The organism is Gordonia sp. NPDC057258 (genome assembly GCF_042668985.1).
Taxonomy (GTDB): domain Bacteria; phylum Actinomycetota; class Actinomycetes; order Mycobacteriales; family Mycobacteriaceae; genus Gordonia; species Gordonia hongkongensis.
Genome location: NZ_JBHUXZ010000014.1, coordinates 106,119 through 121,205, shown reverse-complemented (window position 1 = coordinate 121,205; position 15,087 = coordinate 106,119). Strand labels below are relative to the sequence as shown.

General features: G+C 67.8%; 11 protein-coding genes. 8 read left to right on the top strand and 3 right to left on the bottom strand.

Annotated features, from left to right (window positions below; all coding sequences use genetic code 11):
• The 3 genes from ACFUEJ_RS12635 to ACFUEJ_RS12625 form a co-directional block, all read left to right on the top strand.
• A partial coding sequence (locus ACFUEJ_RS12635) for a hypothetical protein (RefSeq protein WP_388029719.1) occupies positions 1–279 on the top strand: 279 nt, incomplete at its 5' end.
• A gap of 139 nt (positions 280–418) precedes the next feature.
• Positions 419–2,005, top strand: coding sequence for an LVIVD repeat-containing protein (locus tag ACFUEJ_RS12630; RefSeq protein ID WP_388029716.1), 1,587 nt, complete (start codon positions 419–421; stop codon positions 2,003–2,005).
• Entirely contained in the window at positions 2,002–2,664 is a 663-nt protein-coding gene (locus tag ACFUEJ_RS12625; protein WP_311277724.1) for a DUF305 domain-containing protein, read from the top strand. The genes ACFUEJ_RS12630 and ACFUEJ_RS12625 overlap by 4 nt, the downstream gene beginning before the upstream one ends.
• A 25-nt stretch (positions 2,665–2,689) precedes the next feature.
• Here ACFUEJ_RS12625 and ACFUEJ_RS12620 read toward each other — a convergent pair whose 3' ends face one another.
• On the bottom strand, positions 2,690–3,187 hold the full coding sequence (locus ACFUEJ_RS12620; RefSeq protein WP_058251202.1) for an HNH endonuclease: 498 nt from the start codon (positions 3,185–3,187) through the stop codon (positions 2,690–2,692).
• Between the two features lie 356 nt (positions 3,188–3,543).
• Here ACFUEJ_RS12620 and ACFUEJ_RS12615 point away from each other — a divergent pair, with 356 nt between their 5' ends.
• Positions 3,544–3,918: a hypothetical protein gene (locus ACFUEJ_RS12615; RefSeq protein ID WP_058251203.1), complete on the top strand. Its 375-nt coding sequence runs from the start codon at positions 3,544–3,546 to the stop codon at positions 3,916–3,918.
• A 4-nt stretch (positions 3,919–3,922) separates the two neighbouring features.
• On the opposite strand, the gene ACFUEJ_RS12610 is transcribed toward ACFUEJ_RS12615, so the two are convergent.
• Together ACFUEJ_RS12610 and ACFUEJ_RS12605 are read right to left on the bottom strand one after the other, a co-directional pair.
• Entirely contained in the window at positions 3,923–4,789 is an 867-nt protein-coding gene (locus tag ACFUEJ_RS12610) for an enoyl-CoA hydratase-related protein (RefSeq protein ID WP_311277725.1), read from the bottom strand.
• Between the two features lie 145 nt (positions 4,790–4,934).
• Positions 4,935–7,475: an ATP-dependent Clp protease ATP-binding subunit gene (locus ACFUEJ_RS12605; RefSeq protein WP_058251205.1), complete on the bottom strand. Its 2,541-nt coding sequence runs from the start codon at positions 7,473–7,475 to the stop codon at positions 4,935–4,937.
• A gap of 632 nt (positions 7,476–8,107) precedes the next feature.
• Here ACFUEJ_RS12605 and ACFUEJ_RS12600 point away from each other — a divergent pair.
• From ACFUEJ_RS12600 to ACFUEJ_RS12585, 4 genes are all read left to right on the top strand, one after another.
• Positions 8,108–9,730: an HNH endonuclease signature motif containing protein gene (locus ACFUEJ_RS12600; RefSeq protein WP_259936127.1), complete on the top strand. Its 1,623-nt coding sequence runs from the start codon at positions 8,108–8,110 to the stop codon at positions 9,728–9,730.
• Between the two features lie 73 nt (positions 9,731–9,803).
• Positions 9,804–11,993, top strand: coding sequence for a choline BCCT transporter BetT (betT, locus tag ACFUEJ_RS12595; RefSeq protein WP_388029709.1), 2,190 nt, complete (start codon positions 9,804–9,806; stop codon positions 11,991–11,993).
• Positions 11,990–13,516, top strand: a complete 1,527-nt coding sequence (locus ACFUEJ_RS12590) for an aldehyde dehydrogenase family protein (protein ID WP_388029706.1) — start codon at positions 11,990–11,992, stop codon at positions 13,514–13,516. Before betT ends, ACFUEJ_RS12590 begins: the two co-directional genes overlap by 4 nt.
• On the top strand, positions 13,513–15,081 hold the full coding sequence (locus ACFUEJ_RS12585; RefSeq protein ID WP_388029704.1) for a GMC family oxidoreductase: 1,569 nt from the start codon (positions 13,513–13,515) through the stop codon (positions 15,079–15,081). Before ACFUEJ_RS12590 ends, ACFUEJ_RS12585 begins: the two co-directional genes overlap by 4 nt.
• The last annotated feature ends 6 nt before the right edge of the window (positions 15,082–15,087 follow it).

Below are 15,087 nucleotides of genomic sequence, written 5' to 3'. Positions count from 1 at the left end.
GACGGAGCCGTCGACGCCGCACTCACCGACGTCGACGGTGACGGCACCACCGACGCCATCCTCGACACCGACGGCGACGGCCAGGCCGACTCCATCGCCTACGACACCAACGCCGACGGCGAGATCGACATCATCGAAGCCGACACCGACGCCGACGGCCTCACCGACATCGCCGTCGCCGACACCGACGGCGACGGCACCTTCGACACCGCCGTCGACGACGAAGGCAACGTCGAGGTCGGCGACTTCGGCAGCATCGACGGCGGCGACGCCGTCTGACGTCTGACGCACCCCGCACCCAACACGAGCCGGCCCGGAGACCCCGGGCCGGCTCTGTTCGTCAGTTCGAATTCGACGATTCGCCGATGTCGTCTCTCCTCGCCCACTAGCGTGTCTCAGATCACGATCGGGGGATGCGATGATGCTTACTCGGTTCGACGCGCGACACACGGCCCGTTCGGGGGCCCGCCGGCGCCGTCGTCGCCATGCCGTCACCTGCCTCCTGGCCGGCGCGACGCTTCTCTCGACAATGCTGGTGGCGGCACCGGCCGGCGCGGCCAACCACTATTTCCCCGACATCTCCGAGGTCGCGGTTCCCCAGGCGGACTGCGGACCGGGCTCGCTCCCCGAACCGGGCCTGCAGGGGGACGTCAGCGCCGAGGACCGCCTGTCCGGACGCAGCATGCGCGGCTACCGATGCAACATCACACGGATCGGCGGTGTCCGCGGCGCCGGCGGCGGGATCGTCTCGGCCAACTTCGAGCACTGCAGCTACACCGGCAGCCTGTTCCCCGGAAACAACTGGGTGAACCCGCCGGGCGTACAGGTCATCGACGCATCCGACCCGAGCGCGCCGCGAGTCGTCGGGTCCCTGACGGATCCGGCGATGCGCGGCGGCACGTGGGAGACGCTGAAGGTCAACAAAGAACGCAAGCTCCTGGCCGCCACGTCGGTGCCGTTGCTCTGGGGCGGCGGGTTCTTCGCCGTGTACGACATCTCCGACTGCACCCGCCCCAGACTCCTCAACACGGGCCCGGGCACGACGACGCCGTTGCCGTTCACCTCGCACGAGGGCGGCTTCTCCCCCGACGGCCGCACCTACTGGGCGTCCGGGGTGTTCCCCGGGCACCTCAGCGCCATCGACATCGCCGATCCCCGGTCGCCCCGCGTGATCTGGCAGGGGCTCCACTCGTTCCTCGGTCACGGCTTCGGCATGTCGCCAGATGGCAACCGGATGTACCTGTCCAACATGGCGGGTGTGACGGTGCTCGACGTCAGCGACGTCCAGGAGCGACGGCCGCACCCGCAGGTCCCGCACACCGCGGCCTATCTCTGGCCGGACGGCCAGCTGAACCAGCACTCGATCCCGATCACCTACCGGGGCCGGCCCCACATCGTCACCGCCGACGAAGCAGGTTCGGGCGGCGTCAAGATCTTCGACGTGACGCGGGTGAACAAGCCCCGATACACCGCGCAGATCAAACTCGAGATCAATCTCCCCGAGCACCTCGACACCAATCTGCGGTCGTCGGCCGGCGGGTCGCTGTTCAGCAGCAATCCGCACTACTGCACGGTCGACCGGGCGACCGATCCCACCGCGCTCGCGTGCGGCTGGGAATCGTCGGGTATCCGGGTCTTCGACATCCGCGACTTCGACCGGATTCGTGAGATCGCCTATTACAACCCGCCGGCCCGCAAGGGCACCACGATCGCGGAGTCACCCAACTCGCCGCACGTCGTCGGCTCGCTGATGGGCTTGCCCGCCGTCGAATTCCTCAGCCTCGGTATGTCGATCGCGAACGGCAAGGTCCGGTTGAACGAGATGGTCGGTCCACGTAGCGGGATGATCGTCGGCGGTGACATGTCGACGGACTGGTGCATGTCCCCACCCGAGTTCCGCGGAAACGAGCTGCGGGTCACCTGTTCCGACGGCGGCTTCCAGGTGTTGCGGTTGAGTCCCGCGGTGTACACGCCACCGCCGGACCAGAACTCCTCGATCGGATGAGCGCTTCTCGCCTCGGCGTCCCGCTGGTGCGCGCGATGGTCCTCGGCGTGACCGCGGCCCTGCTCGTCACCATGGGTGTCGTCGTCGGGGCGGTGTGGCAGGGACGCGATCACGACTCATCCGCGATGAGCGTGTCCGACATCGGCTTCGCGCAGGACATGTCGGCGCACCACGACCAGGCGATCCTCATGGCGAGGACGATCGGCGCGGTACCGGGGGTCACCGCGGAGATCCGCGGCCTCGCCGACCGGATCGTCCACACGCAGACCGCCGAAACCGCCACGATGCGTGGCTGGTTGCAGTGGTTCGACGAACCGATGACGGCAACCGAACCGATGTCGTGGATGTCTGGCGGGGACCCTCACCACGAGGGCACCCATCACGACGACTCCCCTCCGCCGATGCCGGGCATGGCGAGTATCGACGAGATCGGCCGCCTTTCCACCCTGCCACTCGGCGAGGCGGAGATCTTGTTCCTGCAGTTGATGATTCGGCACCACCGTGGCGGGATGTCGATGGCCCAGGCGGCATACAACGACGAGCGGACCGGTTCCGCGACGAAGGACCTCGCGCTCATGATGATCGGCGACCAGGGCGACGAGATCGGCCTCATGACCATGCTCCTCGCCGAACGTGGCGCCGATCCGTTGCCGACCTGATCGCAGGCGGCAACGGATCGAACGTCTAGTCCGTCTTCGGATGCAGGATGAACATCTCCCACACCTCTTTCTGGTCCGCCGCCCAGGGGTCGTAGACGAACGGGGCGTGCCGTAGCGCCATGCCCGCCTTGCGCGGCGTCCGGTTGGCCTTGAAACCGTTGCAGGACTTGCACGCCGCGACCTGGTTTCCGAAAGTGCTCGGCCCACCCTGCGAGACCGGGACGATGTGATCGACGGTGTCGGCGGGACCGTCGCAGTAGGCGCAGATCCATTGATCGCGCCGCAGGATGGTCGCGTTCGACGCGTAGGAGTCCATCGTCTTACCGGCGAACGGGCGGTAGGCATCTCGCTTGATCGCCACCACCTTGTGGATCGGCAGGGACAGCGTCGGCGAATGGACGACGCGGACCAGCGGCGTGCCCTCGACGTTCCGCGCGACCTCGGTGGTCAACAGAACCGCGGCGCGACGCCAGGTGACGCGCGCCAGGATCTGCAGTCCGGCGTTGGTGACGAAGATGGTCATGACAGCTCCTCGATGCGTGGGCGAGTGAGTTCGCCGACCACCGAGGTTCATGACCTCAGGAACTGGTGACGCGTGATGTGATCGGTCCCGGCCTTCCGTCGGACTTCAGTCCGCACGGACGGTCGGAGGGGGCCGTCCGCCACTCGCCGGCGAAAGCCTTGTCACCCATCGACATCTGCGTCACCTCCTCTCGTTGGTCGGGCCTGCTCTGTCGCCACGATAACCGCGGTCGATGGACGCTGCCACCGTTTATGTCCGGCGTGTTCGGATGTTCACCCAGTTCACACGGGCTGTTTGCAGGAGTTTTTCACCGCGCGCCGGTCCCGCGGGACAATGTCCGACGCTATCGTCGGCGGATGCCCACCGAGGAGACCGCCGAGAATCCACCTCCGCAGCCACCCGTGTCGACCCTTGACGCGTTCGCGTCGGTGGTGCTGGGGTTGGTGCACGCCGTCTTGGCGCTGATCACGATCGCCGTCGCGGGTCTGACGGTCTTCGTCACCGACGCGTGCGCCTACGAGGAGTGCGGGAGTCCGGTCTGGACCGAGGTCGCCATCGGGGTGGGCATCGGGTCGGCCGTGGTGCTGGTGGCGGTGTCGGTGACCCTCGTCGTCCGCCGCGTGCGCCGAGGACTCCCGGCCTGGCCGGCCGCTGCGTGGTGCTGCGCCATCCAGCTGGCGATGATCTTCGTGGTACTCGAGATCGGCATCCAGGCCGGGACCCTCGACTGAGTGATCAGAAGATCTCGGGTAGATCTTCCGACACGGTGTTGGGGTAGGTCGCCGGACGCTTCTCCAGGAACGACATGACGCCTTCGTACACGTCACCGGACTGCCCGCGGTAGAAGATCGCCTTCGAGTCGGCGTGGTGGGCATCGAGCGGACTGGGCGCACCGGCCATCCGCCACAACAGCTGTCGGGTCAGCGCCGCCGAGACGGGGGCGCTGTTCGCGGTCATCTCGCGGGCGACGGCGATCGCGGTCTCGAGCACCTGGTCTTTGGGGACCACCTGCTGAATCAGCCCGCGTTCATGGGCTTCGGCGACGGGCACCATCTTCGCGCCGATCGTCCACTGCAGTGCGGTCGGCAACCCGACGAGCCGCGGCAGGAACCAGCTCGACGCGGCTTCGGGCACCAGGCCGCGGGCGGCGAAGACGAACCCGAACTTCGCGTCCTCCGCGGCGATCCGGACGTCGGCGGGCAGCGTCATCGTGACGCCGACGCCGGCCGACGGACCGTTCACCGCCACCACGATCGGCTTGAGCGAGGCGAACATCCGCAGCGTCAACTTCCCGCCCTCGTCCGCTGGAACCTCGTCTGAGTCCACCACCGACGAGGCGTCGAACGTGGACCCGCCCGCCTCGAGATCGGCGCCGGCGCAGAACGCGCGGCCGTTGCCGGTCAGCACGACGGCACGAACGGAGTCGTCAGCGTCGGTGTCGTCGAACGCGGCCCGCAGTTCCTCCCCCATCTGCATGGTGAAGGCGTTGAGCCGGTCGGGTCGATTGAGCCGGAAGATCGCGATCTCCCCATCTCGCTCGACGGTGATGGTGGGCTGGTCCTGTCGGGACTTGCGCCCGACCTCTGATGTATCGCTCGTCACAGATCGATGCTATCGGGCGCTGGGACACTCCGCGTCGGCTGTGTCAATCCGCGGAACCGCGCACCAGCCGGGCACAACACAACGGCGGCGCCACCCTGTCGGGTGACGCCGCCGCTGGTGTCAGATCAGCTCAGACGGGCTGCGCTCAGCTCGCGTCGGCCTCGCCGGCCTTGGTGAGCTCGACCGGTGCGTCGGGAACCATGCGCGGCTTCTCCGAGCCGGTGAAGACGAACCGGGCGTCGTCGCCGTCGCCCTCGCCGTCCCAGTTCTCGACGTCGACCAGGACGATCTGTCCGGGAGCGATGTCGCCGAACAGGATCTTCTCCGAGAGCTGGTCCTCGATCTCGCGCTGGATGGTGCGACGCAGCGGACGCGCACCCAGCACCGGATCGAAGCCGCGCTTGGCCAGCAGGGCCTTCGCGCGGTCGGTGACCTCGAGAGCCATGTCCTTGTTCTTCAGCGCACCCTCCACGCGGGTCAGCATGAGATCGACCATCTGGATGATCTCTTCCCGCGTGAGCTGGTGGAACACGACAATGTCGTCGATGCGGTTGAGGAACTCGGGGCGGAAGTGCTTCTTGAGCTCGTCGTTGACCTTCTGCTTCATCCGTTCGTAGTTCGACTGGGTCCCGTCGCTCGACGAGAAGCCCATGCCCACGGCCTTGGAGATGTCCGAGGTACCGAGGTTCGAGGTGAAGATCAGCACGGTGTTCTTGAAGTCGACCGTGCGACCCTGACCGTCGGTCAGACGACCATCTTCGAGGACCTGCAGCAGGGTGTTGTAGATCTCCGAGTGGGCCTTCTCGATCTCGTCGAACAGCACCACCGAGAACGGCTTGCGGCGCACCTTCTCGGTGAGCTGCCCGCCCTCTTCGTAGCCGACGTACCCGGGAGGGGCACCGAACAGACGCGACGCGGTGAAGCGGTCGTGGAACTCGCCCATGTCGATCTGGATGAGGGCGTCGTCCTCGCCGAACAGGAAGTTCGCCAGCGCCTTGGAGAGCTCGGTCTTACCGACGCCGGACGGACCGGCGAAGATGAACGAGCCCGACGGCCGCTTCGGATCCTTCAGGCCGGCACGGGTACGACGGATCGCCTTCGAGACCGCCTTGACGGCGTCCTCCTGCCCGATGATCCGCTTGTGCAGCTCCTCCTCCATGCGGAGCAGACGCGTGGTCTCCTCCTCGGTGAGCTTGAACACCGGGATGCCGGTCCAGTTGCCGAGGACCTCGGCGATCTGCTCGTCGTCGACCTCGGCCACGACGTCCATGTCACCGCTGCGCCACTGCTTCTCGCGCTCGGCGCGCTCGGCGACCAGCTGCTTCTCCTTGTCGCGGAGGCTGGCGGCCTTCTCGAAGTCCTGCGCGTCGATCGCGCTTTCCTTCTCCTTGCGCGCATCGGCGATGCGGTCGTCGAACTCACGCAGGTCTGGCGGCGCGGTCATCCGGCGGATGCGCATGCGCGCGCCGGCCTCGTCGATGAGGTCGATCGCCTTGTCCGGCAGGAACCGGTCGTTGATGTAGCGGTCGGCCAGCGTGGCGGCGGCGACCAGCGCGCCGTCGGTGATCGAGACGCGGTGGTGCGACTCGTACCGGTCGCGCAGGCCCTTGAGGATCTCGATGGTGTGCTCGACAGACGGCTCGCCCACCTGCACGGGCTGGAAGCGGCGCTCGAGTGCGGCGTCCTTCTCGATGTACTTGCGGTATTCGTCGAGGGTCGTCGCGCCGATGGTCTGCAGCTCGCCGCGGGCCAGCTTCGGCTTGAGGATGCTGGCGGCGTCGATGGCACCCTCGGCGGCACCTGCGCCGACGAGCGTGTGCAGCTCGTCGATGAACAGGATGATGTCGCCGCGGGTGTTGATCTCCTTGAGCACCTTCTTGAGGCGTTCCTCGAAGTCACCGCGGTAGCGGCTGCCCGCAACCAGCGAACCGAGGTCGAGGGTGTAGAGCTGCTTGTCCTTGAGGGTCTCGGGGACCTTGCCGTTCACGATGGCCTGCGCCAGGCCTTCGACGACGGCGGTCTTGCCGACGCCGGGCTCACCGATCAGCACCGGGTTGTTCTTGGTGCGGCGGCTGAGCACCTGCATGACGCGCTCGATTTCCTTCTCCCGGCCGATGACCGGGTCGAGCTTGCCCTCGGAGGCCGCGGCGGTCAGGTTACGACCGAACTGGTCGAGGACCAGCGAGGTCGACGGGGTGCCGGACTCGCTGCTGCGACCGCCGGTGCCCGCCTCCTGCGGCTCCTTGCCCTGGTATCCGCTGAGGAGCTGGATGACCTGCTGGCGGACCCGGTTGAGGTCGGCGCCGAGCTTCACCAGCACCTGGGCAGCGACGCCCTCGCCCTCGCGGATCAGGCCGAGCAGGATGTGCTCGGTACCGATGTAGTTGTGGCCGAGTTGCAGGGCCTCGCGCAGCGAGAGCTCCAGCACCTTCTTGGCACGCGGGGTGAACGGGATGTGTCCCGACGGCGCCTGCTGGCCCTGGCCGATGATCTCCTCGACCTGGCTGCGAACCCCTTCGAGCGAGATCCCGAGCGACTCGAGCGCCTTGGCCGCCACGCCCTCGCCCTCGTGGATGAGGCCGAGGAGGATGTGCTCGGTACCGATGTAGTTGTGGTTGAGCATGCGCGCTTCTTCTTGGGCCAGAACCACAACCCGACGCGCGCGGTCGGTGAACCGTTCGAACATTGTTCTCCCTCACATTGCTAGCGCCCCGGCCGCCGCGGAGACCACCTCGGAGGTCCCAGAGGACAACCGGTGCGGATAGACGACGACCAGCCTGCTTCCACTCTAGAGGTCGTCTGGGGTGCACCTGCAGTTAACGCCTGCGCAGAGTGCATGGATCCCCCGTTGCGGCGGGGATGTGCCCAGTACAACTGCGCAGGCCGGGGCTGTGTTCCCCGCCGTCTACGCCGAGAGCGAACGGGCCGCCGACGGCCCGGGATGCGCCCCCACCGGGCGCTGGGACCCGCGACGCGGCGCCCGCGTTGTGCCCGACAGCAGCCGGGTATCGCGGAAACCGCCGGCCGACGAGACCACAGGAGGCGAGTGGGGACCACCCGGGCCGCTGCCGGGCCTCGGTAGATCTGGCCCTCGCTTGACTGCGACCGTCGCACACCAACGAGCAGCAGGGCGCATCCGGGTACGGCCCGGTACACGGCGAGCACGGCCACGACACGCGGCGGACGCCTATCACACGACACCGACAAGATGTAGGCGCTCAGTTCTGTTGCACGACAACATTTTTGGTATTGACGGCGACCGATGGCCGTGTACACTCGAACGTACATTCGCAGCAACGGTTCTCGGGGGAGGTGACCATGTCTGACGAAACCACCACGGCGCAACCACGTGCCGTCGAGCTGGTGGCCGACCTCCACCGCATCCTCGACGAACTACAGACCGTGGACCTGGCGCCGTGCACCGATACCGAGTTGGCCGATCTGGCGGCCGACACCGAGAAAGCGATCGCCCGGCTGACCGTGGCCGGTGACCGGCAGATCGATCAGGTCGAGGCCCGCGACCTCCCCCGCAAGGCAGGCTGCAGGACACTCATGCAGTTCATGACCCACCGGCTGCGGGTGTCCAACCCGGTGCGGCGCCGCAAGCAGATGGATGCCACCTCCCACCGGACCAGCCTGGGCGGCGACATTCTGGAGCCCGAACACCCCACGCTGGCCGAGGCGTTCGCTGTGGGAGCTGTCGGCTCCGCGCACGTGCAGGCCGCCTTGGACGTCCTCGACCGCATCCCCGGCACCATCGACCACGACATCAAGGTCGCCGCCGAACGTCAGATGGCCGAGATCGCCGAAGCCCACACCCCCGCCGAGATCACCCAGCTCGGTGCCCGGCTACTGGCCCATCTCGACCCCGACGGCACCCTCGCCGACGATTCGGATCAGAAACGACGCCGCGGCCTGTGGATCGGCCGACAACGCGCCGACGGGACAGCCAAAGTATCGGGCACCCTGACCCCCGCACTCGCCGCCCGGCTGACGATGATGTTCGCGGTCTGGGGCAAACCCGGACTCAACAACCCCGACGACCCCGCCTCACCCAGCGGACCGGCCGGCACCGCCGACCCCGACGCCCTGACCGCCGCCGCCGACCGCGACGGACGCACTCTCGCCCAAACGAATCACGACGCCCTCGACGCCGCCCTGGCCGCCGGTTTCGCCGACGGCACACTCGGCACCTCGCACCGCGGGCTACCCGTGCAACTGATCATCAAGGCCGACCTCTCCGACCTCATCCGCGAAGCCGGACTCGCGACCACCGCCACCGGCACCCTGCTGCCCGTCCGGGACCTGATCGCGATGGCCGGTGACGTCCAGCCGTGGTTGGCGATCTTCAAAGACGCCACCACCGTCCCGCTGCACTTCGGGCGGGGTAAACGCTTGGCCACCCGCGAACAACGCCTCGTCTCCTTCGCCCGCCCCGATGGCGAAGTGTGCTCGGCACCAGGATGCGACCAACCCGCCACCCACGTCGACATGCATCACGCACAGAAAGACTGGGCCAAGGGCGGACTCACCGACATCGACGACCTCGCCCCCGCCTGCCCACGCCACAACCGCATGGTCGGCAACCAGCCCGGCCAATACACCACCCGCGTCGTCCGGTCCGGGCCCGACGAAGGCCGCTGCACGTGGCGGTTGAACGCCGAACCCGGCGCACCACCCAACCCCGAACGCCTCAACCGCCGACCCGACATACCCAGGCGGTTCGCACACCACCTCAACACCGTGCGCAACGACATCCACGGACCACCAACCCGGCCCGGCGATCAACCACGCCCAGACGGCCACACCCACGACGACGCACGCCGCTCATGGGCGACAGTCAGCCACGTCATCGACGTCCGACCACCCCGACCCGGCCGACGACAGGTCCGCCCCTCCCTCGTCGAAGCACACCTCATGGAGCTACTCGCCACCCACTGAACCGGGTAGAACAACTCACACGGATCCGTCCAAACGGTCCGCCCCATCGGCGATCGGACTAGCGTCGTGGTCCATGAGTGATGACGCCGCTCGACCGTCCACGTCGGTCCATGCCGAGACCAAGACCGGCGAGCGGCGATTGCCCACGCGCCGGGTCAATCTGACCGTCTTCATAGCCTCGGCTGTCATCGTGGTCGCCTTCGCCGTCTGGGCGCTGGCGGCACCGGCAGCGGCCGAGTCGACGATCAACGACGTACGCGACTTCATCACCCGCTGGTTCGGCTGGTGGTACTTCATCCTCGCCACCGCCATCGTCGGTCTCGTGGTGTTCCTCGGCCTCAGCAAGTACGGGCGCTACCGGCTCGGACCGGAGGAATCGCGCCCCGAGTACAGCCTGTTCACCTGGACGGCGATGCTGTTCGCCGCGGGCATCGGCATCGATCTGATGTTCTTCTCCGTCGCCGAACCCGTAACCCACTTCCTCAACCCGCCGACCGGGGCCGGGGAGACCAACGAAGCGGCACGTGAGGCGGTCACCTGGACGGTCTTCCACTACGGCGTGACCGGATGGGCGATGTACGCGCTCATGGGTGGCGCGCTTGCGTACTTCGCCTTCCGGCACAATCTTCCGCTGACGATCCGGGCGGCGCTGTACCCGATCTTCGGCAAGCGCGTCGAAGGCCGGTGGGGCGACGCGATCGACGTCGCGGCCGTCCTTGGCACCATCTTCGGCATCGCCACGTCGCTGGGGATCGGGGTCGTCCAGCTCAACTTCGGGCTGAACGAGATCTTCGGGATCGAGCAGGGCAAGGCGGCCCAGATCGGTCTGATCGTCCTGGCGGTGGTGATCGCGACCGCGTCCGCGACGTCGGGGGTGGACAAGGGCATCCGACGCCTCTCCGAGATCAACGTGATCCTGGCGATCTGCATGCTGGTCTACATCACGGTCGCCAAGGACGCCGACTTCTTGCTCAACGGTCTCGTCCAGAACGCGGGCGACTACGTGTCCACCTTCACCGACCGCACGCTCGACACCTTCGCGTGGGACCAGGTGAACCCGCCGCCCGGCAACGACGCCCGCGCCTTCGTCGACGGCTGGACCCTGTTCTTCTGGGCCTGGTGGGTGGCCTGGGCGCCGTTCGTGGGGCTCTTCCTCGCCCGCATCTCGCGGGGACGCACGTTGCGACAGTTCATCTTCGGTGTCCTGGTGGTCCCGTTCAGCTTCATCCTGGTGTGGATCTCGATCTTCGGGAACAGCGCCCTGCAGGTGGCCCGCGGCGATGCGGACTTCGCCGAGACGACCGCCTCCACACCCGAAGCCGGGTTCTATTCGCTGCTCGAGCAGTACCCCGGTTCGACGCTGCTCATCGGGATCGCCACGATCACCGGCCTGCTGTTCTACGTGACCAGCGCCGACTCCGGCTCGCTCGTGATGGGCAACTTCACCAGTCGCCTCGGCGACCCGATGGCCGACTGCGCCCGTTCCCTACGAATCTTCTGGTCGGTGGCCATCGGACTGCTGACGCTGTCCATGCTGTTCGCCGGCGGCGGCGACGGCTCGATCCTGACCCTGCAGGCCGCGACGGTGATCATGGGGCTGCCGTTCTCCTTCGTCCTCGGGCTGATCGGCATCTCGCTGCTGCGCGCCGTCCGCAACGAGTCGGTCAAACTCGACAGCTTCCGCACGACCCTGCCGAAGGTGATCGCCGTCGGGCGCGGTCCCACCGAACACGGCAGTTGGCGGCAGCGACTCGTCGGGACCCTTCGCTTCCCCGGTCCGGTCGCCACCCGAAAATTCATCGGGGCCAGCGTCGTTCCGGCGATGACCGAGGTCGCCGAACAGTTCTGTCGCGAGGGGATCACCGCGACGGTCGACGAGTCGGCCGAGAACGAAGGGCTGCCGTCGCCGCGCCTGGTCGTCGAACTCGCCGAGGTCCCCCGGTTCGAGTACTGCGTGTGGCCGGTCTCGGCGCCGACCCCGACGTACGCGGTCCGGACCCAGCGGTCCGACGATCGCTACTTCCGGTGCGAGGTGTATCTCACCGAGGGGTCCCAGGGCTACTCACTCACCGGATACACCCGCGACCAGATCATCGGTGACATCCTCGACCAGTACGAACGCCATCTCGGTTATCTGCATCTGCGGGATGCGGCCGGTGATCACCACGACCCCGAACCCGATCCGGCCGGCGGCGACGGTACCGTGCCCGACAGCGACACGGACATCCCCGACAGCAGTTCCGAAGGAGCACCGGCTCGATGAGCGAGACCCTCTACATCGGCGGCCGCTGGCGGCCCGCCGCCTCCGGCGAGACCCGTGAGATCCGTTGTCCCGCAGACAACTCGCTCGTCGGTGTGGTGGCCGAGGGCGGTGCGGCCGACACCGAGCAGGCCATCGCGGCGGCCCGCCGGGCGTTCGACGCCGGCGAGTGGAGCGCCACACCCGCCGCCGACCGTGGGGACCTCCTTCTCCGCGTCGCCGCCCAGATCGACGAGCGCCGAGACGAGTTCGTCCGCGCCGAGACCCTCGACACCGGCAAGCGGCCCTACGAGTCGGACATCGACATGACCGACATCGCGAACTGCTTCCGGTACTTCGGCAAGCTCGCGGCGGCCGACGCCGGGCGTGTGGTCGACACCGGGTCACCCGACGCCGATTCGCGCATCGTGTACGAACCGGTCGGCGTCTGCGGATTGATCACACCGTGGAACTACCCGCTGCTGCAGGCGGCGTGGAAGGTCGCGCCGGCACTGGCGGCAGGCAACACCTTCGTGCTCAAGCCCGCCGAACTCACCCCGCACACGTCGATCCTGCTCATGCAGGTCCTCGAGCAGGTCGGTCTCCCGGCAGGCGTGGGCAACCTCGTCCTGGGCGCGGGCGCCGAGGCCGGCGCTCCGCTGTCGTCTCATCCTGACGTCGACCTGGTCTCGTTCACCGGTGGGCTCGTGACCGGCCGGGTCATCGCCCGCGAGGCGGCGGCGACGGTGAAGAAGGTCGCGCTCGAACTCGGGGGCAAGAACCCGAACGTGGTCTTCGCCGACGGCTGCGCCACCGACGAACTCCTCGCGGCAGCGGTCGACAACGCGCTCAACGCCGCGTTCCTGCACTCGGGGCAGGTCTGCTCGGCCGGGGCGCGGCTCATCATCGAGGAGTCCGCACACGATCGCTTCGTCGATGAGCTGGTCCGCCGCGCGGAGCAGATCCGGCTGGGCCTGCCCTACTCCGACGGCACCGAGACCGGGCCGCTCATCTCGGCGGCACACCGCGACAAGGTGCACGCCTACGTCGAACAGGCACGTGCGGATGGCGCGATCATCCGTACCGGTGGCGCGTTCGCCACGGGCGATGCGGGTTCGGGGCGCCTCGACGACGGATGGTTCTATCTGCCCACCGTGATCGATCGCGCCGACCGATCGATGGCCTGCGTGCACGACGAGGCGTTCGGACCGACCGTCACCGTGGAGACCTTCGCCACCGAGGACGAGGCCGTGACCCTGGCCAACGACACCGTCTACGGTCTCGCGGGAGCCGTCTGGTCGGCCGATGCGGCACGCGCCCGCCGCATCGCCGGACGAATCCGGGCCGGAACGGTGTGGGTCAACGACTTCGGGCCGTACCTGCCGGAAGCCGAGTGGGGCGGTTACGGCCAGTCGGGATTCGGGCGGGAGCTCGGACCGTCCGGTCTGGCGGAGTACCGCGAGGCCAAACATGTCTACGAGAACCTCCGACCGGGCGTGACCGGCTGGTTCGCGGACCGGTCCGGAGACGGCGAGGAGCGACGATGAGCGAGACCTACGATTACGTCGTCGTCGGCGGCGGCTCCGGGGGTGCCGTGGTGGCGTCGCGGCTGTCCGAGGACCCCTCGGTCACGGTGTGCCTGCTGGAGGCGGGTCCGTCCGATGTCGGCGACGACGCGATCCTCCGGCTCGACCGGTGGATGGAACTCCTCGAATCCGGTTACGACTGGGACTATCCCATCGAACCGCAGGAGAACGGCAACGATTTCATGCGCCACGCCCGGGCGAAGGTCCTCGGCGGGTGCAGTTCGCACAACAGCTGCATCGCCTTCTGGGCTCCGCGCGAGGACCTCGACTCGTGGGAGCGCGACTTCGGATGCGCCGGATGGGGTTCGGCGGAGTTGTACCGCCTCTACCCGCAGATCGAGACCAACGACGCGCCGGGCGCGCACCACGGTCGCAGCGGTCCGGTCCACCTCATGACGGTGCCGCCGAACGACCCGTGCGGGGTCGCCCTGCTCGACGCCTGCGAGTCGGTCGGCATCCCCCGCGTCGAGTTCAACAGCGGCAGCACGGTTGTCAACGGCGCCAACTTCTTCCAGATCAACCGACGACCCGACGGTGTGCGCGCCTCGTCGTCGGTCAGTTATCTGCACCCGCACCTCGAGCGGCCGAACCTCACCATCCGCACCGGATCGTGGGCAAAACGGGTGGTCATTGAGCGGGTCGACGGCGAGTTGCGTGCCGTGGGCGTCGACATCACCGACAACGCGTTCGGTCGCACGACACGGATCGAGGCCCGGGGCGAGGTGATCGTGTCGGCAGGGGCGATCGACTCCCCGAAGTTGCTGATGCTCTCGGGAATCGGGCCGGCCGACTATCTGCGCGAGCACGAGATCGAGGCCCTCGTCGACGCGCCGGGGGTCGGTGAACACCTGCAGGACCACCCCGAAGGGGTGATCGGGTTCGAGACCGCGAAGCCGATGGTCCGCGAGTCGACCCAGTGGTGGGAGGCGGGCATCTTCACCACCGTCGATGCGGGTCTGACCCGGCCGGACCTGATGATGCACTACGGCAGCGTGCCGTTCGACATGCACACCCTTCGCCAGGGTTATCCGACCAGTGACAACACCTTCTGCCTGACACCGAACGTGACGCACGCGCGGTCACGGGGCACGGTGCGGTTGCGCTCCCGTGACTTCCGCGACAAGCCCCGCGTGGACCCGCGGTACTTCACCGACCTCGAGGGCTACGACATGCGGATCATGATCGCGGGCCTGCGCAAGGCGCGGGAGATCGCCGCCGCGGAGCCGCTGGCGACGTGGGTTGCGCGCGAACTCTATCCGGGCCCCGCCGCCACGAGCGATGCCGAACTGGCCGACTACATCACCCGCACCCACAACACCGTCTACCACCCGGTCGGCACCGTGCGGATGGGTGCGCCCGACGACGAGCTGTCGCCGCTCGATCCCGAACTCCGCGTGAAAGGTGTTGCAGGACTCCGGGTGGCCGACGCGTCGGTGTTCCCGGAACACACGACGGTGAACCCCAACCTCACCGTGATGCTCGTCGGCGAACGCTGCGCCGAGCTGGTGCGCGCCGGCGGCAACTGACCGCCA